At 60.2% G+C, this 23,955-nt stretch carries 24 protein-coding genes; 11 read left to right on the top strand and 13 right to left on the bottom strand.

The features are described 5' to 3' along the window. The 4 genes from JFT91_RS14535 to ribBA all read right to left on the bottom strand — a co-directional run bounded on the left by JFT91_RS14535 (position 1) and on the right by ribBA (position 4,250). Positions 1-810 carry an ABC transporter permease gene (locus JFT91_RS14535; protein ID WP_007918021.1) on the bottom strand — a complete coding sequence of 270 codons (810 nt, stop codon included), beginning with the start codon at positions 808-810 and terminating at the stop codon, positions 1-3. Between the two features lie 6 nt (positions 811-816). Continuing rightward, a complete protein-coding gene (locus JFT91_RS14530; protein WP_201233224.1) occupies positions 817-1,764 on the bottom strand; it encodes an ABC transporter permease in 948 nt (315 codons plus the stop codon). Next, on the bottom strand, positions 1,761-2,786 hold the full coding sequence (locus JFT91_RS14525) for an ABC transporter substrate-binding protein (RefSeq protein ID WP_201226734.1): 1,026 nt from the start codon (positions 2,784-2,786) through the stop codon (positions 1,761-1,763). Before JFT91_RS14525 ends, JFT91_RS14530 begins: the two co-directional genes overlap by 4 nt. Positions 2,787-3,140: 354 nt before the next feature. Next, positions 3,141-4,250 (bottom strand): bifunctional 3,4-dihydroxy-2-butanone-4-phosphate synthase/GTP cyclohydrolase II, encoded by a 1,110-nt coding sequence (gene ribBA, locus JFT91_RS14520; RefSeq protein WP_201226733.1) that lies wholly within the window; start codon positions 4,248-4,250, stop codon positions 3,141-3,143. 68 nt (positions 4,251-4,318) lie between these two features. Between ribBA and JFT91_RS14515 the strand changes: the two genes are divergently transcribed. Then, a complete protein-coding gene (locus JFT91_RS14515) occupies positions 4,319-4,615 on the top strand; it encodes a DUF1330 domain-containing protein (RefSeq protein ID WP_201232810.1) in 297 nt (98 codons plus the stop codon). A 124-nt stretch (positions 4,616-4,739) separates the two neighbouring features. Here JFT91_RS14515 and JFT91_RS14510 read toward each other — a convergent pair whose 3' ends face one another. The 7 genes from JFT91_RS14510 to JFT91_RS14480 all read right to left on the bottom strand — a co-directional run bounded on the left by JFT91_RS14510 (position 4,740) and on the right by JFT91_RS14480 (position 10,144). Next, on the bottom strand, positions 4,740-5,303 hold the full coding sequence (locus JFT91_RS14510; protein ID WP_201232809.1) for an NUDIX hydrolase: 564 nt from the start codon (positions 5,301-5,303) through the stop codon (positions 4,740-4,742). 1 nt (position 5,304) lies between these two features. Next, positions 5,305-6,057, bottom strand: coding sequence for a GntR family transcriptional regulator (locus JFT91_RS14505; protein WP_103305749.1), 753 nt, complete (start codon positions 6,055-6,057; stop codon positions 5,305-5,307). 58 nt (positions 6,058-6,115) lie between these two features. Beyond that, positions 6,116-6,505: a carboxymuconolactone decarboxylase family protein gene (locus JFT91_RS14500; RefSeq protein WP_007968634.1), complete on the bottom strand. Its 390-nt coding sequence runs from the start codon at positions 6,503-6,505 to the stop codon at positions 6,116-6,118. Positions 6,506-6,713: 208 nt separating this feature from the next. Beyond that, entirely contained in the window at positions 6,714-7,199 is a 486-nt protein-coding gene (locus JFT91_RS14495) for a flavin reductase family protein (protein WP_201232808.1), read from the bottom strand. 12 nt (positions 7,200-7,211) lie between these two features. Next, positions 7,212-8,693: an aldehyde dehydrogenase gene (locus tag JFT91_RS14490; protein ID WP_201226729.1), complete on the bottom strand. Its 1,482-nt coding sequence runs from the start codon at positions 8,691-8,693 to the stop codon at positions 7,212-7,214. Next, positions 8,690-9,523, bottom strand: coding sequence for an alpha/beta fold hydrolase (locus JFT91_RS14485; protein WP_201232807.1), 834 nt, complete (start codon positions 9,521-9,523; stop codon positions 8,690-8,692). Before JFT91_RS14485 ends, JFT91_RS14490 begins: the two co-directional genes overlap by 4 nt. Positions 9,524-9,553: 30 nt before the next feature. Further along, on the bottom strand, positions 9,554-10,144 hold the full coding sequence (locus JFT91_RS14480; protein WP_201226727.1) for an amino acid synthesis family protein: 591 nt from the start codon (positions 10,142-10,144) through the stop codon (positions 9,554-9,556). 438 nt (positions 10,145-10,582) lie between these two features. On the opposite strand from JFT91_RS14480, the gene JFT91_RS14475 reads away from it, so the two are divergent. Further along, positions 10,583-11,626: a WD40/YVTN/BNR-like repeat-containing protein gene (locus tag JFT91_RS14475; protein ID WP_201232806.1), complete on the top strand. Its 1,044-nt coding sequence runs from the start codon at positions 10,583-10,585 to the stop codon at positions 11,624-11,626. Continuing rightward, positions 11,623-14,007: an efflux RND transporter permease subunit gene (locus JFT91_RS14470; RefSeq protein ID WP_201232805.1), complete on the top strand. Its 2,385-nt coding sequence runs from the start codon at positions 11,623-11,625 to the stop codon at positions 14,005-14,007. Before JFT91_RS14475 ends, JFT91_RS14470 begins: the two co-directional genes overlap by 4 nt. Positions 14,008-14,190: 183 nt before the next feature. Here the strand turns inward: JFT91_RS14470 and JFT91_RS14465 are convergent, their stop codons facing one another. Together JFT91_RS14465 and JFT91_RS14460 are read right to left on the bottom strand one after the other, a co-directional pair. Beyond that, positions 14,191-14,910, bottom strand: a complete 720-nt coding sequence (locus JFT91_RS14465) for a FadR/GntR family transcriptional regulator (protein WP_201232804.1) — start codon at positions 14,908-14,910, stop codon at positions 14,191-14,193. 223 nt (positions 14,911-15,133) lie between these two features. Continuing rightward, the gene (locus tag JFT91_RS14460; RefSeq protein ID WP_201232803.1) at positions 15,134-16,870 is read right to left on the bottom strand and encodes an IlvD/Edd family dehydratase; all 1,737 of its coding nucleotides are present in this window, start codon (positions 16,868-16,870) and stop codon (positions 15,134-15,136) included. Between the two features lie 194 nt (positions 16,871-17,064). Here JFT91_RS14460 and JFT91_RS14455 point away from each other — a divergent pair, with 194 nt between their 5' ends. The 8 genes from JFT91_RS14455 (at position 17,065) to JFT91_RS14420 (ending at position 23,804) form a co-directional block, all read left to right on the top strand. Beyond that, the gene (locus JFT91_RS14455) at positions 17,065-18,387 is read left to right on the top strand and encodes an MFS transporter (protein ID WP_201232802.1); all 1,323 of its coding nucleotides are present in this window, start codon (positions 17,065-17,067) and stop codon (positions 18,385-18,387) included. Positions 18,388-18,531: 144 nt separating this feature from the next. After that, positions 18,532-19,524, top strand: coding sequence for an AraD1 family protein (gene araD1 / locus JFT91_RS14450; RefSeq protein ID WP_201232801.1), 993 nt, complete (start codon positions 18,532-18,534; stop codon positions 19,522-19,524). A 9-nt stretch (positions 19,525-19,533) separates the two neighbouring features. Next, positions 19,534-21,114, top strand: a complete 1,581-nt coding sequence (locus JFT91_RS14445) for an aldehyde dehydrogenase (NADP(+)) (RefSeq protein ID WP_201232800.1) — start codon at positions 19,534-19,536, stop codon at positions 21,112-21,114. 164 nt (positions 21,115-21,278) lie between these two features. Continuing rightward, complete coding sequence (locus tag JFT91_RS14440; protein WP_201203034.1) at positions 21,279-21,590, top strand: DUF5629 family protein; 312 nt, start codon at positions 21,279-21,281, stop codon at positions 21,588-21,590. Next, positions 21,577-22,752 carry a lactonase family protein gene (locus tag JFT91_RS14435; RefSeq protein WP_201226720.1) on the top strand — a complete coding sequence of 392 codons (1,176 nt, stop codon included), beginning with the start codon at positions 21,577-21,579 and terminating at the stop codon, positions 22,750-22,752. Before JFT91_RS14440 ends, JFT91_RS14435 begins: the two co-directional genes overlap by 14 nt. Before the next feature lie 156 nt (positions 22,753-22,908). Then, positions 22,909-23,088 carry a hypothetical protein gene (locus JFT91_RS14430; protein ID WP_201148133.1) on the top strand — a complete coding sequence of 60 codons (180 nt, stop codon included), beginning with the start codon at positions 22,909-22,911 and terminating at the stop codon, positions 23,086-23,088. Between the two features lie 249 nt (positions 23,089-23,337). Next, on the top strand, positions 23,338-23,550 hold the full coding sequence (locus JFT91_RS14425; RefSeq protein ID WP_201226719.1) for a hypothetical protein: 213 nt from the start codon (positions 23,338-23,340) through the stop codon (positions 23,548-23,550). Continuing rightward, a complete protein-coding gene (locus JFT91_RS14420; protein ID WP_201232799.1) occupies positions 23,547-23,804 on the top strand; it encodes a hypothetical protein in 258 nt (85 codons plus the stop codon). Before JFT91_RS14425 ends, JFT91_RS14420 begins: the two co-directional genes overlap by 4 nt. The last annotated feature ends 151 nt before the right edge of the window (positions 23,805-23,955 follow it).

Below are 23,955 nucleotides of genomic sequence, written 5' to 3'. Positions count from 1 at the left end.
TCAGGCGCTGATTTCGTTGCGCCGGCGCAGTGCGGCGGCGATGACCATGACCAACACAGACAAGCCGATCAGCAGCGTCGAGGCGACGGCGATCACTGGCGTCAGGTCCTGGCGCAAGGTGGTCCACATTTTCACGGGAAGGGTTTGCAGGGTCGGGCTGGCCATCATCACGCTGAGCACCACTTCGTCCCACGAAACCAGAAAGGCGAAGAGGGCGCCGGCGACCATGCCCGGACGAATCGCCGGGAACGTCACCTTGAACACCGCTTGCAGGCGCGAGGCACCGCAGATCACCGCCGCGTCTTCAATCGACTGGTCGAACAGCTTCAGCGAATTGATGATCGAGATGATGGTGAACGGCAGCGCGACGATCACATGGCTGACGACAAAGGCAAACATCGTTCCGGTGTAACCGAGCTTGAGAAACAGCGCGTAAACCGCCACGGCGATGATCACCAGTGGCACGATCATCGGCAGGGTGAACAGACCGTAAAGCATTTCCCGGCCAGGAAAGCGCCCGCGCACCAGCGCAAACGCAGTCGGCAAACCAAGGGCCACGGCGCAGATTGTCGTCAGTACGGCAACCTTGAGGCTGGCGGCTGCGGCGTTCATCCAGTCGGGATTGGAGAAGAACTGGCCGTACCATTTCAGCGTCCAGCCAGGTGGCGGAAACACCAGCCACTGTGATGAACCGAACGACAGCAGCACGATGAAAACGATCGGCAACAGCAGGAACAAACCGATCAGCCCGGTGGTGGCGTAGAGGCCGAAGCGCATGCGCCGGCTCATCGCGTTGGGAGTCAGGAGCATGTCGGCTTACCTCGCGTTACTGGCGCCAACCGGGGATTCCGGCTGAAGCTTCAGGTAGAAGTAGAACAGCACCAAAGTGATCGCGATCAGCAACGCGGCGCCGGCACTCGCCAGGCCCCAGTTGAGGAACGATTGCACCTGCTGAATGATGAACTCGGGAAGCATCATGTTCTGCGCCCCGCCGAGCAGCGCCGGGGTGACGTAGTAACCGAGCGACATCACGAACACCATCAACCCGCCGGACGCCAGGCCTGGCCGGCACAGCGGCAGGAACACCCGGAAGAAGTTGGTCCACGGACTGGCGCCACAGATCGAGCCGGCTTGCAGAATCATCGGGTCGATGGCCTGCATGGTCGCCTGCAACGGCAGCACGATGAACGGGATCATGATGTAGCTCATGCCGATCACCACGCCGGTCAGGTTGTGCACCATTTCCAGCGGCTGATCGATGATGCCCATCGCCATCAAGGCCTTGTTGATCACGCCCGACGCTTGCAGCAGCACCAGCCATGAATAGGTGCGGGCGAGCAGGCTGGTCCACATCGACAGCAGCACGATGTTGAGGATCCAGCGACCCCAGCCGCGCGGCACCAATGTGATCGCCCAGGCCAGCGGAAAGCCCAGCAGCAGGCTGAACAGCGTCACCAGGCCGGCCACCGAAAAGGTGTTGAGCAGCACGCGGGCATACGCCGAGTTGGCGAACAGTTGTTCATAGTTGCCAAGGCCAGGCGTCGGTTCGAGCACGCCGCGCAACAGCAGGCCAATCAACGGCGCGAGAAAGAACAGGCCGATGAACAACAGCGCCGGGACGAGGTTGCCGGCGCCGCGCCAGCGTTGTCTGAGGGACGGGGCTTGCTGCATCGCAACCGCCTGTGTTCCGTGGGCCGAACCGGCAGCGCAGGTCGCGCTCCCGGTGGCAGTGGAGGGACGGGACGCGGTGGCCGCCATTTTCATTTGACCAGCCATTCGTTCCACCGTGTCGCGATGGCCTGGCCATTTTTGGCCCAGTACGCGAAATCAAGAGTGATCTGATCCTTAGCGTAGGCAGTCGGCAGGTTCGGGGCCAGCACCGAGTCCAGGCGCGCGACACTGTCGACGTTGACCGGGGCGTAGGCGGTCAGGTTGGAGAAGTCGGCCTGGCCTTTGGCGCTGCTGGCATTGGCCAGGAACTTCATCGCCGCGTCCTTGTTTTTCGAGCCCTTTGGAATCACCAGAATGTCGGCCATGACCAGGTTCTGCTTCCAGCTCACGCCAACCGGGGCGCCGTCTTCTTGCAGGGCGTGAATGCGACCGTTCCAGAACTGGCCCATGCTCGCTTCACCGGACGCCAGCAACTGCTGCGACTGCGCGCCGCCGCCCCACCAGACGATGTCTTTCTTGATGGTGTCGAGTTTCTTGAAGGCACGATCCAGATCCAGCGGGTAGAGCTTGTCGGCCGCTACGCCGTCGGCCAGCAGCGCCAGTTCGAGCACGCCAGGGCTTGGCCATTTGTACAGGGCGCGTTTGCCGGGGTAGGTTTTGGTGTCGAACAGGGCGCTCCAGTCCTGCGGCTTGTTGGCGCCGAGTTTGCCCTCGTTGTAGCCAAGGACGAAGGAGAAGAAGAACGAGCCGACGCCGTAGTCGCTGACGAAACGCGGGTCGATCTTGTCGCGCGGGATGACTTTGAAATCCAGGGGTTCGAGCAGGCCTTCAGCCGCGGCGCGCAGGGCGAAGTCGGCTTCGACATCGACCACGTCCCACTGCACGTTACCGCTCTCGACCATGGCTTTGAGTTTGCCGTAGTCGGTCGGGCCGTCCTGCACGACGGTGATGCCGCTGGCCTTGCTGAACGGATCGGCCCAAGCCTGTTTCTGCGCATCCTGGGTGCTACCGCCCCAGCTGACGAAGTTCACGCTTTCGGCAGCCATTGCAGCCTGGCCGGTGACGCTGAGCAGTCCCGCAAAAAAGATCGCGGTTGCAGCTTTGTTCAACACCATTTTTACGCCCTCATTGTTGTGTTTTTGAGCGGGCTTGCGTTGTTGCCCGCCTGACGGGAGCAGTAGCTGGACGTTCGTTGGAGCGTCCGGTCTATGGAATATCATATTATGGTATTCCAAGCTTTGTGCAAGCACTTTGCCTTACCGGTTATCTGGCAGACGCGTTTTTTGGCTTTCATCGAAAATGTGCAGTGGATGAAACTGTGGCGAGGGGATTTATCCCCGTTGGGCGGCGGAGCAGCCCTGAAAGCAGAAAAGGCGATATTCCAGACGGATCGCTTTCGCAGGATTAGGGGCCAGCTACGCTGGCCAACGGGGATAAATCCCCTCGCCACAGGGGATTACTCGTAACGGTTATTCGGTGAAGGGGATGCTTTCGACCACTTCCAGGTCATACCCGGTCAGGCCGGCGTATTTCAGCGGTGGGCCGAGATGGCGGAGTTTGCCAACGCCGAGGTTCTGCAGAATCTGCGCCCCAGTCCCCACCTCCGAATAAATCCGCGACTGCGAGCGGCTGAACTGTCGTGGCGGCTGGGTCAGTTGCGGCACTCGCTCCAGCAATGCCTGCGATGACTCATGATTGGCCAGCACCACCACAACCCCATGCCCTTCAGCGGCCACCCGTTGCAGCGCCGCCCACAGCGTCCAGTTCGTCGGCCCGCTGTACTCGGCGCCGACCAGATCACGCAGCGGGTCGATCACATGCACGCGCACCAGCGTCGGCTCTTCACGGCGCAGATCGCCCATGACCATCGCCATGTGCACGCCGCCCTCGATGCGATCCTCAAACGTGATCAAGCGGAACGTGCCGTGCACCGTCGGCAGCTCGCGTTCGCCAATCCGCTCGATGGTGTGTTCGGTGCTCAGGCGATAGTGAATCAGGTCGGCAATGGTGCCGATCTTGATCCCGTGCTTGCGCGCGAACACTTCCAGGTCTGGGCGACGGGCCATGGTGCCGTCGTCATTCATCACTTCGACGATGACCGAGGCGGGGGTGAAACCGGCCAAACGGGCCAGATCGCAACCCGCTTCGGTATGGCCGGCACGAGTCAGCACGCCACCTTCCTTGGCACGCAACGGAAAGATATGGCCCGGCTGCACCAGGTCTTCAGCGCGCGCATCTTTTGCTACGGCGGCCGCAACCGTACAGGCGCGGTCGGCAGCGGAAATACCGGTGGTTACGCCAACCGCTGCTTCAATCGACACAGTAAACGCGGTGCTGAACACGCTGCCATTGGCCGGCACCATTTGCTCCAGGCCCAAACGCTGGCAATGGTCGTCGGTCAGGGTCAGGCAAATCAGCCCGCGCGCTTCACGGGCCATGAAGCTGATTGCCTCGGGCGTGCAACGGTCGGCGGCCAGCAACAGGTCGCCCTCGTTTTCGCGGTCTTCGTCATCGACGAGCAAGACCATTTTGCCGAGACGATAATCTTCGATGATTTCTTCGATGCTGTTGAAGGCCATGCTGGACTCTCAGGGTTCGTTGGAAATATATTGGTATACCATAATACAAAATCAACAAAGAGGTCACTATGAAGGCGTACTGGATTGCTCATGTGGATATAGCCGATGCCGATCACTACAGCCAATACACCCAGCGCGCGCCGGCGGCGTTCGCCGAGTTCGGCGCGAAGTTTCTGGCCAGAGGCGGGCGCAGCGAAGCGATGGAAGGGCGCGAGACGCCGCAACGCAGCGTGGTGATCGAGTTCGAGAGCTACGAAAAAGCCGTGGCGTGCTACCACTCGGCGGCGTACCAGGAAGCGAAAAGCTACCGCGAGGAATGGGCAAAGGCAGAAATCATCATCGTCGAAGGCATCGCCCCTATCTAAGCAACACCACTACAACCCTGTGGGAGCGAGCCTGCTCGCGAAAGCGGTCGTTCATTCAACATTTGTATCGACTGACCCGACGTCTTCGCGAGCAGGCTCGCTCCCACCGGGGAATAGGCAGTCCTCAGCGGATAAAGTGGATCTTGCCGCTGTCATCATTGCCCATGTAGATCCCGTAAACCCCAGCCTGGCGCTCTTCGATATAGCGCTCGAGAATCTGCCGGATCGCCGGGTAATAGATCTGCTCCCACGGGATGTCTTCGGGGGCGAAGAATTTGTAATCCAGGGTCTCGGGCCCGTACTGCCCGGTGATCTCCAGCGCGATGGCGCGGAAGATGATGTAGACCTCGCTGATCTTCGGCACGCTGAAGATCGAATACGGCGAAACGATTTCCGCGCGCACGCCGCTTTCTTCCCAGACTTCACGGATGGCCGCTTGCTCGGTGGTTTCGCCGCTTTCCATGAAACCGGCCGGCAACGTCCAGGTGCCCGGGCGCGGTGGGATCGCCCGTTGGCAAAGCAGATATTTGCCGTCCTGCTCGATGATGCAGCCGGCAATGATCTTCGGATTGATGTAGTGGATGTAGCCGCAGCCGCGGCACATCAGGCGCTCGTGCGTATCGCCCGCCGGTATCTGCTGACCGAGGTCAGGGCCACCGCATTTCGGGCAATAGCTCGGGCTGAACATATCAGTGACCTATACGGGGTTCTTTCAAGGCGATCGGCAGGGTGATCGGCGGGGTAGCCCCGGTCTCTTCCTGCTTGCGCTTGAGGTAATCGAGAGCAACGGCAGCCGCCGCGCGAACGTGATCAACACAGGCCTGATGCGCCGCCAGCGGATCACCGCTCTTGATCGCCGCGACCATTTTTTCCATTTCCTGATTACTGGCGCCGCGACGGTTTTCCTGGGAAACCGAAGTCGCGCGCAAGTAGCTGATGCGCGCCTGCAACTGACGCAGCTGAGTCGCCGCGACATGGTTGCCCGAACCTTCCAGCAGTACGTCGTAGAAGCCCTGCACCGAGTCGATCACCTGTTGCAGTTCGCCGTCCTTGAGTGCCTTGCGGTTCTCGTCGAGGGCCTTCTCCAGGGCTTTGATGTCCTTGGCTTTGGCGCGCAGGGTGAACAGCTGAACGATCAGGCCTTCAAGCACACAACGCAGTTCGTAGATGTCGACGGCGTCGGCGAGGGTGATGATCGCCACGCGCGGGCCCTTGGCGTCGGCGAATTCCACCAGGCCTTCGGATTCGAGGTGACGCAAGGCTTCGCGCACCGAAGTACGGCTGACGCCCAGGCGATCGCACAGATCGCGCTCGACCAGACGATCTCCTGGCATAAGCTGGAAATTCATGATCGCGCTACGCAGTTTATCCAGCACGATTTCGCGCAGGGTAACGGGGTTGCGATTGACCTTGAAGCTGTCGTCGAGTGGCTGGCGTTTCATGGGGTCCGCTCTTTACTGTGGCTGTCCATGCCAGACGGGCATCAAAACAGCCGAGGGGTTAACTGGAGGCCTCGGCGTCGGCTTCGGCGAAGGCTTCACGGGCGAGCCGGAAACTGTCCACGGCCGCCGGGACGCCGCAATAAATGCCGACCTGAAGCAGAATTTCGCGTATTTGCTCACGACTCAGGCCGTTACGCAAGGCGCCGCGCACATGCAGCTTGAGTTCGTGCGGACGGTTGAGCGCCGAGATCATCGCCAGGTTGATCATGCTGCGCTCCTTGAGCGACAAGCCTTCACGACCCCAGACATGGCCCCAGCAGTATTCGGTGACCATCTCCTGCAGGGGGCGGGTGAAGTCGTCGGCGTTCTCGATCGAGCGTTGCACATATGCTTCGCCCAATACCTGAGTGCGGATCTTCAGGCCTTTCTCATACTTCTCGTTACTCATCATTCCTCCTCACAACGCATATCCACCTGTTGGAATGAAACCTGTGGTGAGGGGATTTATCCCCGACGGGGTGCGAAGCAGCCCCAACACCTGCAACCGCGATTTACCAGACATTCCGCGTGCAATGGTTTTACGACTGCTTCGCAGCCGGTCGGGGATAAATCCCCTCACCACAATGGGCAGTTCCACAGTGGGATCTGTGTGGCAATCAGGCCAGGGTCGGCAGGGGGCCGAGCTTGCCTTTGTGGTAGATCATCGGCGTCACCGGTTGCTCGGGCAGGATCAGATTCTTCACCGCGCCAACAATGATCGCGTGATCACCACCATCGTATTCACGCCACAACTCGCATTCGATGATCGCCGTCGCCTTGGCCAGGATCGGGTTACCGAGTTCGCTCAAATGCCACTCGATGCTCTTGGCCTTGTCCTTGCCTTTACTCGCGAAGGCATAGGCTTCGGCGGTCTGGTCGGCGGACAGTAAATGGATCGCGAATTTCTTGCTGTCGCGCAGTACCGGGTACGTGTCGGAGGCGTAGTTGGGGCAGAACAGCACCAGCGCCGGGTCAATCGACAGCGCGCTGAAGGCACTGGCGGTAATGCCGACGATGCCGCCGTCCGGGTCAAGCGTCGTAACCACCGTGACGCCGGACGGGAACGAGCTCATGACGTCTTTGTAAATGCCGGGTTCGATCATTTCGCAGGACTCCTAGCGCATCACAAACGGATCAGGCATGGGTGCCTGAGAAAGGTTGATCCACACCGTTTTCAGTTCGGTGTAGGCCAGCACCGAGTCGATGCCGCTTTCGCGTCCATAGCCACTGTTCTTGAAGCCGCCGATCGGCGCCATTGCCGACACCGCACGGTAGGTGTTGACCCAGATGATCCCCGAACGCACGTCGCGTGCGAGGCGATGGGCGCGACCAAGGTCGCGGGTCCAGATGCCGGCGGCGAGGCCGAACTGCGAGTCGTTGGCGATCGCCAGGGCTTCGGCTTCATCTTTGAAACGGATGACCGAAGCCACCGGGCCGAAGACTTCTTCCTGCATGATCTTCATCGAATTACGGTCGCATTCGAACAGCGTCGGCTCGTAGAACCAGCCTTCGCCGAGACCCGTCGGGCGCTTGCCGCCAGTACGCAAACGCGCGCCCTCGGCAATGGCATCAGCGACAAGACCTTCGACCACCGCCAGTTGTTGCGCGGTGGCCATCGGGCCCATTTCGCTGGCGTCTTCCTGCGGGTTGCCGATGCGAATGCGCTGGGCGCGCTCGACCAGCCGATTGACGAATTCGTCGTAGATTTCGTCCTGCACCAACAGGCGCGAACCCGACACACAGCTTTGACCTGAGGCCGCGTAGATCCCGGCAATCGCGCCGTTGATCGCACTGTCCAGATCGGCATCGGCGAAGATGATGTTCGGCGACTTGCCGCCCAGTTCCAGCGACAGTTTGGCGAAGTTTTCGGCGCTGCTGCGCACCACATGCCGCGCGGTCGCTGCACCGCCAGTGAAGGCGATCTTGCGGATCAGCGGGTGGCGGGTGAGGGCGGCGCCAGTACTCGGGCCATAACCGGTGACGACGTTGACCACGCCCGGCGGAATCCCCGCTTCGAGGGCCAGACGCGCCAGCTCAAGAATGGTCGCCGAGGCGTGCTCGGACGGTTTGATCACAATCGTGTTGCCGGCGGCGAGGGCCGGGGCGAGTTTGATCGCGGTCAGGTACAGCGGGCTGTTCCACGGAATGATCGCGGCGACCACGCCCATCGCTTCGTGCACGGTGTAGGCGAACAGGTCGGGCTTATCCAGCGGCAGCGTGCCGCCTTCGAGCTTGTCGGCGAGACCTGCGGTGTAGTGAAAGAATTCCGGCAGATAGCTGACCTGACCACGGGTCTCGCGGATCAGCTTGCCATTGTCGCGGCTTTCCAGCTGCGCCAGGTGTTCCTTGTTCTCGGCAATCAGATCACCGAGACGGCGCAGCAGTTTGCCGCGCGCGGTGGCGGTCAAGCCGCGCCATGCCGGGCTGTCGAAAGCGCTTTGTGCCGATTGCACGGCGCGTTCGACGTCGGCTTCATCGGCGTCGGGCAATTCGGCCCATGCCTGAGCGGACGCCGGGTTGAGGCTTTCGAAGGTCTTGCCGGAGAGGGCGTCGACCCATTCTCCGCCGATGCACATCTGGAAGCGTGCGAGTGTCATGCAACGATCCCCTTTATATGGTTTTGTCGGGAGTGTGCGAATTGGAGAAATTCCAGCAACGTCTGATTGACCAGGCGCGGCGACTCTACGGGCATCATATGCCGTTGCTCGGGTAGCACGGCAACCTTCGCTCCGGGGATGCGCCGGGCCAGTTGCTCGGCCATTTCCGGGGTCGAACCGGGGTCGAGTTCGCCGGTAGCGATCAGCGTCGGCGCCTGAATGCTGCCCAGGTCGTCGGCGCGGTACATGTCTTGGGTGGCGAACAGTTCGTAGGTGGTCAGATAGCCTTGCGGATCATTGCCGGCCAGGGTCTGGCGGATCGCAGCGATCTGCGCTGGATTGGCAGCTTGATATTCGCGACTGAACCAGCGCGACAACGCCGCTTCGGCATTGGCGTCGGGGCCGTGTTCGGCGGCCTGCGCCGTACGCGCGATGACGCCGGCACGCTGTTCTTCGCTTCGGTTGAAAACACTGTTCAACACCACCAGGCTTTGCAGGCGCTCCGGGTAATGCAAGGCGAATGCCCGCGCTACCAGCCCGCCCATGGAGAAGCCGATCACTGCGGCCTGCGGCAGATTGAGATGATCGAGCAGCTCCAGCAACTGATCGGCATAACCGAGCAGGTCGGTGCCGCTGGCCGGTCGCGGACTGGCACCGTGGCCCAGCATGTCGTAGGCGATCACCTGGTATTGCGTGGCGAGGCCGACGATTTGGCCGCCCCACATTTCTTTGTTCAGGCCCACGCCGTGGATCAAAACCACGGGCTGGCCTTGGCCGGTCGCCAGGTAACTGGTGCCAGCCGGGGTGAGTTCAGCGGTGAGCCGAATCATGGAGCGCTCCTGCAATGCCTTTTATTGTGATTACTGGGCTTTTTCGGCAGCCAGTTCTTCCAGATCGATGTAGCGGTTACCGATGCGCGGGTGCAAACGACCACCGTCGGCGCAACCCAGCACGACGACGATTTCGTCAGCACGCGGCGCGTCTTCGATCTGCATTTCCAGAGTGATGTAGTGCGAACGCAGGCCTTCGTCGTCCTTGTGCATCATCGGGATCTGAATCGAGGTGCCCGGGCCACCGCGCTTGTTGGTGAAGCTCAGGTAGCTCTTGGCTTTTACCGCTTCGCGATAGTGGTTGCCGAAGCGCAGGGTGTGAATCACGGCGGAGGCGTGCTCGATCTCGCCGTCAGCGCCGACCACCGCCGCTTTGCCGTAAGCCTCGATCTTTTGCGCACCGCCAATGATGCCGACCAGACGCTCAACCATCATCGCGCCGAGGTCGGAGCAGTTGGCGCGGATCTGCGGCTTTAGGTCTTCAACGAAACCGTTGCCCACCCAAGGATTTTTCATCACCACGGCGAGGCCGACCATGGTCACCGGCTTGTCAGTGGCTTTGCCGCCTTCAATGAAAGTCTCTTCTACATAGCTGACGATCTTGCGAATTTCGAAACTCATGAGCTGCTCCGTTGAGGGATTGAGAGTGTCTGTGCGTCTGATGGTATACCATAATACCGATCGTGCAAGTCCCTCTCACGAGTTTTGTCGCATCCATCCGGCGAATGGCGATGCATTCAAATCCCAAAGCCCGCCGATCCCCTGTAGGAGTGAGCCTGCTCGCGATAGCGGTGTATCAGGTAAGAATTCATTGACTGACACACCGCTATCGCGAGCAGGCTCACTCCTACAGGGGGAAACTCATCGGCAAGGTGGTTAACAAAAGATAACGTGGCGCCGATTGTCAGACGTTTCTAAAGCCCGATAGGATGAGCCAGCTTCCGAAGGGGCTCTGGATTGCGGGTTTCAGGACTATGCTTCTGACCAGCCGCTAGCGGAGCACCCTTGCGGCGCCCTTGAAGGCCAAATGGCCTAACAATAATAAATAGGGGAAGGTCTATGAGTCGTTGCCGCCCGCCGGCGTTACGCAACACCGCGTTGCTGGCCACAGCACTCTCGCTGCTGGGCTTTGCCACATTGTCGGCACCTGTGATTGCCGCCGAGGCACCGGCCGACGTGGTGTATGCCACCGAGTCAGCCAAAGCCGCGAAAAGCCTGATGCTCGATGTCGTCCACGCCGGAGCGCGATTGGTAGCGGTCGGGGATCGTGGGCACATTCTCTATTCCGATGACCAGGGCCAGACCTGGACCCAGGCCAAGGTGCCGAGCCGGCAACTGCTGACGGCGGTGTATTTTGTCGACGACAAGCACGGCTGGGCGGTTGGCCACGACGCGCAGATCCTCGCCAGCGAGGACGGCGGCCTGACCTGGAACAAACAGTTCGAAGACCTCAAACGTGAATCGCCGCTGCTCGACGTCTGGTTCAAGGACATCAACAGCGGCCTCGCCGTGGGGGCTTACGGCGCACTGCTGGAGACCACCGATGGCGGCAAACACTGGGAAGACGTCAGCGACCGCCTCGACAACCAGGACCAGTTCCACCTCAATGCCATTGCGGCCGTCAAAGACGCCGGACTGTTCATCGTCGGCGAACAGGGCAGCATGTTCCGCTCCGCCGACTGGGGCCAGACCTGGGAGAAAGTCCAGGGCCCCTATGAAGGTTCGCTGTTTGGCGTGATCGGTACCGCCCAGCCACAGACGCTGCTGGCCTACGGTTTGCGCGGCAACCTTTATCGCTCCAGCGATTTCGGCAGCACCTGGACCCAGATCAACGTCAAGGCTGCACGCGGTTCGCTGGAATTCGGTCTGTCCGGCGCGACCTTGCTCAAGGACGGTTCCATCGTGATCGTCGGCAACGGCGGGTCGGTGATCAGCAGCAGCGACAACGGCGAAACCTTCAGTGTGTTCAACCGTGCGGATCGTATTTCCCTGTCGTCGGTCACCGCCGCGGGTGACGGTAACCTGATTCTGACCGGGCAGGGCGGCGTCCATACCACGCTGCCCAATGGTGCCGATGTCAATAATAAGAAGGCGCAGCTATGACTTCCTTGAGCTCTCATCATCAGGACAAGGCGACATTTCTTGAGCGCCTGATTTTCAACAACCGCCCGGCAGTGATCCTGATCTGCCTGGTGGTGAGCGTTTTCCTGTTCTGGCAAGCCACGCTGATCCGGCCGTCCACCAGTTTCGAAAAAATGATTCCGCTCAAGCATCCCTTCATCGAAAAGATGATGGAGCACCGCAACGATCTGGCGAACCTGGGCAACACCGTGCGTATTTCGGTGGAGGCCAAAGATGGCGACATCTTCTCCAAGGAGTACATGGAGACCCTGCGCCAGATCAACGACGAAGTGTTCTACATCTCTGGCGTTGACCGCTCCGGCCTGAAGTCGCTGTGGAGCCCGAGCGTTCGCTGGACCGAAGTGACCGAAGAGGGTTTTGCCGGCGGTGAAGTGATCCCGCAAAGCTACGACGGCTCGCCGGACAGCCTCGACATGCTGCGCAACAACGTGCTCAAGTCCGGTCAGGTCGGGCGTCTGGTGGCCAACGACTTCAAGTCGAGCATCGTCGACATTCCGCTGCTGGAGTCCTACCCGGACCCGCAGGATCAGGGCAAGTTGCTGGCGCTGGACTATCGCCAGTTCTCCCATGAACTGGAAGACAAGATCCGCAACAAGTTCGAAGCGCAGAACCCCAACGTCAAGATTCACATCGTCGGTTTCGCCAAGAAGGTCGGTGACCTGATTGATGGCCTGGTGATGGTGGTGATGTTCTTCGGCATCGCCTTCGTCATCACCCTGATCCTGCTGCTGTGGTTCACCAACTGCCTGCGCAGCACCATCGCGGTGTTGAGTACCACGCTGGTGGCAGTGGTCTGGCAACTGGGCCTGATGCACTTTTTCGGCTTCGGACTTGATCCGTATTCGATGCTGGTGCCGTTCCTGATCTTCGCCATCGGTATTTCCCATGGCGTGCAGAAGATCAACGGGATCGCCCTGCAATCCAGCGAGGCCGACAACGCGTTGACCGCGGCACGACGCACGTTCCGGCAACTGTTCCTGCCGGGGATGATCGCGATTCTCGCCGATGCGGTGGGTTTCATCACGCTGCTGATCATCGACATCGGCGTGATCCGTGAACTGGCCATCGGCGCGTCCATCGGCGTGGCGGTGATCGTGTTCACCAACCTGATTCTGTTGCCGGTAGCCATTTCGTACGTCGGCATCAGCAAGCGTGCGATTGCCAAGAGTAAAAAAGACGCGAACCGCGAACATCCGTTCTGGCGCTTGCTGTCGAACTTCGCCAGCCCGAAAGTTGCCCCGATCTCCATCGCACTGGCGCTGATCGCCTTCGGTGGCGGCCTCTGGTACAGCCAGAACCTGAAAATCGGTGATCTCGACCAGGGCGCGCCGGAACTGCGTCCTGATTCGCGCTACAACAAGGACAACAACTTCATCATCAACAACTACTCGACCAGTTCCGATGTGTTGGTGGTCATGGTCAAGACCAAGGACGAAGGCTGCTCACGCTACGAAGCCATGGCGCCCATTGATGAGCTGATGTGGAAGATGCAGAACACCGAGGGCGTGCAGTCGGCGATCTCGCTGGTGACCGTGTCCAAGCAGATGATCAAGGGCATGAACGAGGGCAACCTGAAATGGGAAACCCTGTCGCGTAACCCCGATGTACTGAACAACTCGATTGCCAGGGCGGACGGCTTGTACAACAACAGTTGCTCGCTGGCGCCGGTGCTGGTGTTCCTCAACGATCACAAGGCCGAAACCCTTGATCGTGCGGTGCATGCGGTGCAGGAATTCGCCAAGGACAACAACAAGGAAGGTCTGGAATTCATCCTCGCCGCCGGTAACGCCGGGATCGAAGCGGCTACCAACGAAGTCATCAAACAGGCTGAGTTGACCATCCTGATCCTGGTGTACATCTGCGTGGCGGTGATGTGCATGATCACCTTCCGTTCATGGGCAGCGACCCTGTGCATCGTCTTGCCGCTGGTGCTGACTTCGGTGCTGGGTAACGCACTGATGGCGTTCATGGGCATTGGCGTGAAGGTCGCGACTTTGCCGGTGGTGGCACTGGGTGTGGGGATTGGCGTCGACTACGGCATCTACATTTACAGCCGCCTGGAAAGTTTCCTGCGCGCCGGTTTGCCGTTGCAGGAAGCCTATTACCAGACGCTGAAATCCACCGGTAAAGCGGTGCTGTTCACCGGCCTCTGCCTGGCAATCGGCGTGTGCACCTGGATCTTCTCGGCAATCAAGTTCCAGGCCGACATGGGCCTGATGCTGACCTTCATGCTGCTGTGGAACATGTTCGGTGCGCTGTGGCTGCTGCCGGCACTGGCCAAGTTCCTGATCAAACCGGAGAAACTGGCGGGGCAGAAGGGCAATTCGCTGTTTGCTCACTGACTTGAAAGGCTGAAACGACAAAGCCGCAACCTTAGGGTTGCGGCTTTTTTTATCCCACGAATTTCACACAATCCCCATGTAGGAGTGAGCCTGCTCGCGATAGCGGTATATCAGGTAAAGAATCGCTGACTGACACACCGCTATCGCGAGCAGGCTCACTCCTACATGGGGAATTGGGGTGTGTCAGGAGAGATCTGCGCCAAGCACGACGCTCAGCGCACTGCGCGCATCATCCAGCTGCACCAACGTCGCATGCCGAGCACCCAGCGCATCACGATTCTCGATAGCGGTAAGAATCGCCTTATGCCTCGGCAACGCCAGTTCATGCAGATTCGGCCGCTGATTCGAATGCTTCAAAGCCTCGGCAATCGCCACCGACAACATGTTGCAAAGATTAGCCAGCAGGTCGTTGTGGGTCGCGTCGGCAATTCGGCTGTGAAAATCCAGGTCCGGTTGCAGCAAGGCTTCCGGTGTCGGCGCCGCTTCCATGCGTTGGTAAGCCTCACCAATGGCCGCGATGTCAGCCTCGGTCGCATGCTGGGCGGCGAGGGCGGCAGCGGCGGGTTCGATGATGCTGCGCACACTGGTCAGCACATTGAAGAATTCATTCTGCGGGCTGCTTTGCATCAGCCAGTGCAGCACGTCCGGATCGAGCATGTGCCATTCGCGGCGCGCCTTGACCACCGTGCCGACGCGCGGTTTGGAATACACCAGCCCCTTGGCCACCAGCACCCGCGTGGCTTCACGCAACACCGGCCGGCTGACCGCGTACTCCTCGCAGAGCAGGGCTTCGGCGGGCAGCTTGTCATCGGGTTTGAAGCGTCCGGAAACGATCTGCATGCCCAGTTCCTGGACGATGCGCGAATGCATGCTTTTGCGGTCGGAGGGTTTGCGGTAATCCATGGGGAACGACGCGATCCTGAGCGATGGAGATGCCGCGCATCATAGCAGGCACGACACAATCATGAGGCAGATACACAAGCCAAATGTGGGAGCGAGCCTGCTCGCGAAAGCGGTGGGTCAGGCAACTGTATATTGACTGACACTCCCTCTTCGCGAGCAGGCTCGCTCCCACAGGGGAATGCATTCCAATGTAGGAGCTGCCGCAGGCTGCGATCTTTTGATCTTAATGGGAATGGCGCGGGACTTCCGCACCACGGCAGCCGACCAAAAAGTCAAAGTCGCAACCCTGATCCGCCTGCAGCACGTGGTCGATGTACAACTGACGATAGCCGCCCACCAGCAATTGCTGCGGTGGCTGCAGATCCGCCATCCGCGCGGCCAACTCTGCATCCGGAATATCCAGATGCAGACGCCCGGTCGCGCAATCCAGCTCGATCCAGTCGCCTTCTTTTACCGTCGCCAAAGGCCCGCCGGCTGCGGCTTCCGGGGCAACGTGCAAAACCACCGTGCCGTACGCCGTGCCGCTCATCCGCGCGTCAGAGATGCGCACCATGTCCGTCACACCCTGGGCCAACAGCTTGGCTGGCAACCCCATGTTGCCCACTTCAGCCATGCCCGGATAACCCTTCGGTCCACAGTTCTTCATCACCAGAATCGAATCCTTGTCGACGTCCAGTTCCGGATCGTTGATCCGCGCCTTGTACATGTCGAAGTTCTCGAACACCACCGCACGGCCGCGATGCTGCATCAGTTCCGGGGTCGCGGCGGAGGGTTTGAGCACAGCGCCGAGTGGCGCCAGGTTGCCGCGCAATACGCAGATGCCGCCGTCGGCGCGGATCGGATTGTCGAGCGTGCGGATCACCTCGTCTTCGCCATAGATCGGCGCGTCCTTGGTGTTCTCGCCGAGCGTCTTGCCGTTGACCGTCAGCGCATTCGGGTGGGGAATCAGATTGGCTTCACCGAGACGGCGCAGCACCGCTGGCAAACCACCGGCGTAATAAAACTCCTCCATCAGGAAACGCCCGGACGGTTGCAGGTCGACGATGGTCGGCATACCGCGCCCGATGCGCGTCCAGTCGTCGAGGTCCAGCTCGACGCCAATGCGCCCGGCGATGGCTTTCAAGTGAATCACCGCGTTGGTCGAACCGCCGATGGCAGCGTTCACGCGGATGGCGTTTTCGAAGGCTTCTTTAGTCAGAATCTTCGACAGTTTCAGATCTTCGCGCACCATCTCCACGGCACGCATGCCGGACATGTGGGCCAACACATAACGTCGCGCGTCCACTGCCGGAATCGCTGCGTTGTGCGGCAGCGAAGTGCCGAGTGCTTCAGCCATGCAGGCCATGGTCGATGCGGTGCCCATGGTGTTGCAGGTGCCCGCCGAACGCGACATGCCGCCCTCGGCCGCAAGGAAATCGTCGATGGTGATGGTGCCGGCCTTGACCTGTTCGCTGAGCTGCCAGACCACGGTGCCGGAACCGATGTCCTTGCCCTTGTGCTTGCCGTTCAACATCGGCCCGCCAGTGACAACAATCGCCGGCACATCGCAACTGGCCGCGCCCATCAACAGTGCCGGAGTGGTTTTGTCGCACCCGGTCAGCAGCACCACGCCGTCAATCGGGTTGCCGCGAATCGCTTCCTCAACATCCATGCTCGCCAGGTTGCGGGTGAGCATGGCGGTCGGGCGCAGGTTCGATTCGCCATTGGAGAACACCGGGAATTCCACTGGAAAGCCACCGGCCTCGATCACCCCGCGTTTGACGTGCTCCGCAATCTGGCGGAAGTGCGCGTTGCACGGGGTCAATTCCGACCAGGTATTGCAGATGCCGATGATCGGCTTGCCATGAAACTGGTGGTCGGCGATGCCCTGATTCTTCATCCAGCTGCGGTACATGAAGCCGTTCTTGTCGGCGGTGCCAAACCATTGGGCGGAGCGCAGGGTGGGTTTCTTATCAGACATGATCGATTCTCTTATTGTATGACTATAGTGTTCCAGCAATGGCCTAACATAAGCGCAAAAACCGCGCTTTGGAAGTGGTTGTTGGGTAATTAGTATTACTATATAGTCGTTTTCGACGGAGGGATGGCCCTGACGGTTTTCCGTGAGAGGCGTCCCCCGAGGTTCTATAAAAACAATAATCGGAGACCGATCTCATGAGCCAGGAACTGCGGCTAATCCGGCGCATCACGCTGAAACTGATTCCCTTCCTGATCCTGCTGTACCTGATCGCCTATGTGGATCGCTCCGCCGTCGGTTTCGCCAAGCTGCACATGGGCGCCGACATCGGCATCGGCGATGCGGCCTACGGTCTTGGTGCCGGGCTGTTCTTCATTGGTTACTTCCTTCTCGAAATTCCCAGCAACCTGATGCTCGAACGCTTTGGCGCGCGGCGCTGGTTCGCGCGGATCATGATCACCTGGGGCGCGATCACCATCGGCATGGCCTTCGTCCAGGGCCCGCACAGTTTCTACGTGATGCGCTTTCTGCTCGGCGCGGCCGAGGCGGGGTTCTTCCCCGGCGTTCTCTACTACATCACCCAATGGTTCCCGGTGCGCCATCGCGGCAAGATCCTCGGGCTGTTTATCCTCTCCCAACCGATCGCGATGATGATCACTGGCCCAGTGTCCGGCGGTTTGCTCGGCATGGACGGCGTCCTCGGTCTGCACGGCTGGCAATGGCTGTTCATCGTCATCGGTACTCCGGCGATTCTGCTGACCTGGCCGGTATTGCGCTGGCTGCCGGATGGCCCGCAGCAAGTGAAGTGGATGGATCAGGCAGAAAAAGACTGGCTGACCGGCGAGCTGAAAAAGGATCTGCAGGCATACGGTCAGACCCGTCACGGCAATCCATTGCACGCGCTGAAAGACAAACGTGTGTTGCTGCTGGCGCTGTTTTATCTGCCGGTGACGTTGAGCATTTATGGCCTCGGTCTGTGGTTGCCGACGCTGATCAAACAGTTTGGCGGCAGCGATCTGGTGACAGGTTTCGTGTCGTCGGTGCCGTACATCTTCGGGATCATCGGTTTGCTGATCGTGCCGCGCAGTTCCGACCGTTTGAATGATCGTTACGGCCATCTCGCCGTTCTTTACGTGCTGGGCGCGATTGGCCTGTTTCTCAGTGCCTGGTTGTCGTTGCCGGTCGCGCAATTGGCGGCCCTGTGTCTGGTGGCGTTTGCGCTGTTTTCCTGCACGGCGGTGTTCTGGACCTTGCCGGGGCGCTTCTTTGCCGGCTCGAGTGCGGCGGCGGGGATTGCGTTGATCAATTCGGTGGGGAATCTGGGGGGGTACATCGGGCCCTTCGTGATTGGTGCGTTGAAGGAGTACACCGGCAACTTGGCTTCAGGCCTGTATTTCCTTTCCGGGGTGATGGTATTCGGCTTGATCCTGACCGGCATCGTCTACCGCGTGCTGGAACGTAAACACGTGCTGCCAGTCGAGCAATTCGCCGCCAGCGCCCGAGGCGCCACCCGTACCTGACAGCCCAACGCTGGCCCCATGTGGGAGCGAGCCTGCTCGCGAAGAGGCCGGCCCATTCAACATTTGTGAACTGATGCACCGCTTTCGCGAGCAGGCTCGCTCCCACAGGGATCAGCGGTGTTTTCGAAGGAATAGGAGAAGAATATGCATCTGGTTCAATTCGAGTTAAGCAACGGCGAGCGCCGCGTTGGCGTGGTCGATAACGGTCTGGTGCGCGAAGTGCAGGACGCGCGCAGCGTGCGCGATCTGGCGCTGGCCGCCATCGAGGCTGGCCACACGCTGGAGCAGCAAGTGCAAACCCTCGGCCTCGGCTTCAGCCATGAATACGCCGAACTGCTCGCGCAACTGCGCATCCTGCCGCCGCTGGATCACCCGGATCCGGCGCACATGCTGGTCAGCGGTACCGGTCTGACGCACCTGGGCAGCGCCTCGGCGCGGGACAAAATGCACCAGCAGGCTGGCGACGAAGCGACGATGACCGACACCATGCGCATCTTCAAATGGGGCGTGGAGGGCGGTAAACCGGCGGCGGGGCAGGCCGGCGTACAACCGGAATGGTTTTACAAGGGCGATGGCAGCATCGTCGTGCGTCCGGGCCAGCCGTTCCCGGTGCCGCCGTTCGCCGAAGACGCCGGCGAGGAGCCGGAAATGGCCGGCCTTTACGTCATCGGTCATGACGGCAAACCCTATCGCCTCGGGTTCGCCGTGGGCAACGAGTTCTCCGATCACGTCATGGAACGCAAGAATTACCTGTACCTGGCGCACTCGAAATTGCGCAGTTGCAGCTATGGCCCGGAACTTCGTACCGGTGAATTGCCTCAACACCTTGCGGGCACCAGCCGCATCCTGCGTGATGGCGAAGTACTCTGGCAGAACGAATTTCTCAGTGGCGAGGCGAACATGTGCCACAGCCTGGCGAACCTCGAGTACCACCACTTCAAATACCGGCAGTTTTTGCGTCCCGGTGACGTGCACATACATTTCTTCGGCACCGCGACCCTGTCCTTCGCCGACGGCATTCGGACCCAACCGGGTGACGTGTTCGAAATCAGCCAGGGCGAATTCGGCGCACCGCTGGTCAACGGCATTGTGCCGATTGCAGCGACTTTTGAACCGGACAGCATCGGCACCCTTTAAGGAGATCCCATGACTCAGATTCTCGGTCACAACTACATCGGCGGTCAGCGCAGCGCTGCTGGCGACGTCAAACTGCACAGCGTTGACGCCAGCACCGGCGAGCAACTGCCACACGATTTCATTCAGGCCACGATGGAAGAGGTCGACGCCGCCGCCAAAGCCGCCGCAGCTGCCTACCCGGCTTATCGCAGCCTCAGCGCGGAACGCCGCGCGCAGTTTCTCGATGCGATTGCCGATGAACTCGACGCCCTTGGCGATGATTTCGTTGCGGTGGTCTGCCGCGAAACTGCGTTGCCGGCCGGGCGCATTCAGGGCGAACGCGGTCGCACCAGCGGGCAAATGCGGTTGTTCGCCAAAGTCCTGCGCCGTGGCGATTTCTACGGCGCGCGAATTGATCTGCCGCTGCCGGATCGCCAGCCATTACCACGCCCGGATCTGCGCCAATACCGCATCGGCCTCGGCCCTGTCGCGGTATTCGGTGCGAGCAACTTTCCGCTGGCGTTCTCCACTGCGGGTGGCGATACCGCGTCGGCACTGGCCGCCGGTTGCCCAGTGGTGTTCAAGGCCCACAGCGGTCACATGGCGACAGCAGAACTGGTCGCCGATGCACTGATCCGCGCGGCGGAAAAAACCGCGATGCCGGCCGGCGTGTTCAACATGATCTACGGCGGTGGCGTCGGTGAATGGCTGGTCAAGCACCCGGCGATTCAGGCAGTCGGTTTCACCGGTTCGCTCAAGGGCGGTCGGGCACTGTGCGATATGGCCGCTGCACGCCCGCAGCCGATCCCGGTGTTTGCCGAGATGTCGAGCATCAACCCGGTGATCATCCTGCCGCAGGCACTCGCCGAGCGTTCGGAAACCGTCGCCCGCGACCTCACCGCTTCGGTGGTGCAGGGCTGTGGTCAGTTCTGTACCAACCCGGGATTGGTCATCGGTATTCGCTCGCCGCAGTTCAGCGCGTTTGTGCAGCAGGTCGCCGGGTTGATGGGCGATCAGCCGGCGCAAACCATGCTCAACGCCGGCACCCTCGGCAGCTATGGCAAAGGCTTGCAGAAGCTGCTGGCGCATCCCGGCATCGAACATCTGGCCGGCCATCCGCAGCAGGGCAATCAAGCGCAGCCGCAGCTGTTCAAGGCTGATGTCAGTCTGTTGATCGATGGCGATGAAGTGCTGCAAGAAGAAGTGTTCGGCCCGACCACGGTGGTCGTCGAAGTGGCGGACAAGGCGCAACTCAGCGCCGCGTTGCAGGGGCTGCACGGGCAACTTACCGCGACGATTATCGGCGAGCTGGCCGACTTCGAACGCTTCCCTGAGCTGACGCCGTTGCTTGAGCAGAAGGTCGGACGGATTCTGCTCAACGGCTATCCGACCGGTGTTGAAGTGTGCGATTCGATGGTGCACGGCGGGCCGTACCCGGCGACGTCCGATGCGCGCGGCACTTCGGTCGGTACGTTGGCGATCGACCGTTTCCTGCGCCCGGTGTGCTACCAAAACTACCCGGACAGCATGCTGCCGGAGCCTTTGAAAAACGCCAACCCGTTGCGCATCCAGCGCCTCGTGGACGGCAAGCCCAGCCGCGAAGCCCTCTGACACCACACCATTCTCTGTAGGAGTGAGCCTGCTCGCGATAGCGGTTTCACATTTAATCCATCTGCTCAATGACACACCGCCATCGCGAGCAGGCTCACTCCTACAGGGGCCGGGTGTGACAATGAGCTATCATTGCCGGTTTCCCCCTGAAAGACTTGATTGCCATGACTGCCCAAACCCTTCTCAACGCCCTCGAACACTGCGGTATGGTCGAAATCGACGGCCTGCATGCCTTCGAATTCGCCCTCGACGAAGACGACAACCTGCACATCGAATGCATCGATGGTCGAGCGGCCAAGCATTGGGAGTTCACCCCCGCGCAGGTTGAAGCGGCCACGTTTGATGAAGATCTGCAGAGCTGGCTGGTCATGGGTTATGCCAGCGACACCAAAACCACCGGCGAACACCGCCTGGTCTGCCTCGGCGATGTAGTCAGCAGCAGCGATGATGAGGATGAAACTGATGAAAATGCGTAAATTCTGGCCACTGCTGATGGCTGGCAGCGTCGGCGCGATGGGCATTTCCAGCGCCAGTGCCGAAAATTTCCAGTTGCTGGTCGGCTCCTACACCGCCGGCAGCAGCCAGGGCATCTATCGAATGAACTTCGATAGCACCACTGGCCAGATCGATGCGAAACCGCTGCAAGTGGTCAAGAGCGAAAACCCGTCCTGGCTGACCCTCTCAAAAGACCAGCATCGCCTGTTTGTGGTCAATGAAAACGGCCCGGGCCAGAAAGATCCGGTCGGCCGCGTCAGCAGCTATGCGATCGATCCGAAAACCCACGCGCTGAGCCTGATCAATCAGGTGCAGAGCCTGGGCAACGAGCCGACGCATTCGAGCCTCAGCGGTGACGCCAGCCACCTGTTCGTCAGCAACTATTCGGTGGTCGAAGATCCGGGCGGAACCCTCGCGGTCTTGCCGGTGGGGGCTGATGGCAAACTCAAACCCGTGGTGCAGATGAGTGCGCACCCGGCGAGTCGGGTCAATCCCGAACGCCAGGCGTCGAATCACGTGCATTCGACGGTCTCTTCGCCGGACGGACGCTATGTGTTCTCCAATGACCTCGGTGCGGACAAAGTTTTCATCTACCAATTCGACCCGAAAGCCAACCCGGATCTGCCGCTGACCCCGGCGAAAACGCCTTCTGTTGCGTTGCCAGCGGGCAGCGGCCCGCGTCACCTGTTGTTCAGCGCTGACGGCAAACACGCCTGGCTGACCATGGAAATGAGTGCGCAAGTCGCGGTGTTCGACTACCACGACGGTGTGCTGACCCAGACGCAACTGGTCGATCTGGCTGCCGGTCAGCCAACTTCGGACAAGGCCGGCGCAGCGCTGCATGCCTCGGCGGATGGCAAGTTCCTCTACGTCAGTAACCGTGGCACTGCCAATCAGTTGCTGGTGTTCAGCATTGATCCGGCGACCGCTCAGCTCAAAGAGCTGCAAAAGCGTTCGGTGGAAGGCGATCACCCGCGCGAATTCAGCCTCGATCCGAGTGGCAAATTCCTGCTGATCGCCAACCAGAAGAGCAACCAGATTGTCGTCGTCGAGCGCGATGGCAAGACCGGTCTGCTCGGCAAAACTGTGCAGAAACTGCCGATGGACGCGCCGAGCGACCTCAAGTTTCTGGTGCGACAATAAGCCACAGGCCCCGGTTTACGGGGCCTGTCTCTATGTATTAATCGCGCTGATATCCGGTAATGCTACAAAGCATTTCAAGCAAGTAACCGTCGAGCGTTAAGTTTGCTTCACAGCCCAACCGGGCAAGCAAGCCAACCGAACACGAGGGTTACCGCCATGAACTTTAATCTCTTCTCCGTTATTGCCGCTTCCGCCATCTCTGCCACCGTGGTTCTGCCAGCCAGCGCCAACGTTGAAATCAGCAGCAAAAAATCCCACACCCAGAGCTACACCCAGAAATACCTGCAACAGAGCGCCAACTTCTACGCCGCCCTGGATCACAAAGCCCAACACTGAAAGTCTGCACAAAACTCCCCTGTAGGAGCTGCCGAAGGCTGCGATCTTTTGATCTTCAACGTCAAAAGATCGCAGCCTTCGGCAGCTGCTACACGTGTGCGTGAAGCACAGTCATAGGTTTTCTCAACCGCGCAAATAGACCGGCTAAATAATCAACGAAGCTGATGTTCACTATGGCAAACCCTGAGTGGTTGCCTCAGCTGTTTTGATCGATTCTGTGGCCATCGAAACATGCCCACGGAGAACACCATGGCCAGCGCAATCATTCATTCAGCCAAACTTGGCGCCTACCTGGCCATCGGTCTTTACCTGGCCGTGGTGCTGGTCGTCAGCATCGCCTCGCAAATGGAACACCGCTTCAGCGCACCGATTGAAGTCGCTCACCCCGGCATCCAGTTTGAAGTCCGCTCGCAGAGCGTGATGGTCGACCGGGCTGAACTCGCGGGAGTTGGCGGCGCATGAAAGGCTACAGACTTTGGGTCATCGCCAGTCTGGCGGTCATGACCAACGGCGCTTCATTGCTGGGAATCGGCCAAGGCTCGGTCGGCGGGCTGGCGCGGGCCATAGAGGCCAATCACACCATTGCGCATAACATCGAACGGGCGAATACGTTGGGGCTGATGGCGGGGAATCCACCGGTGAAGGCCGCCGCCAATTTCCTCGGCCCCTTCGAAGTGGATTGCATGGCGCTCGGGATGTGCGATGCACTGGCGTAGACAACGCGATCCATTGTGGCGAGGGAGCTTGCTCCCGCTGGGTTGCGAAGCAGCCCCAAATCCAGCAAATACAGTATTGCTGATATACCGAATCCAATGGTTTTGCGACTGCTGCGCAGCCGAGCGGGAGCAAGCTCCCTCGCCACAGGTG

Source organism: Pseudomonas sp. TH08, assembly GCF_016651275.1.
In the GTDB taxonomy this organism is placed as follows: Bacteria; Pseudomonadota; Gammaproteobacteria; order Pseudomonadales; family Pseudomonadaceae; genus Aquipseudomonas.
The sequence above is the reverse complement of the archived record's forward strand: the minus strand, read 5'-3'. Positions and strand labels throughout refer to the sequence as shown.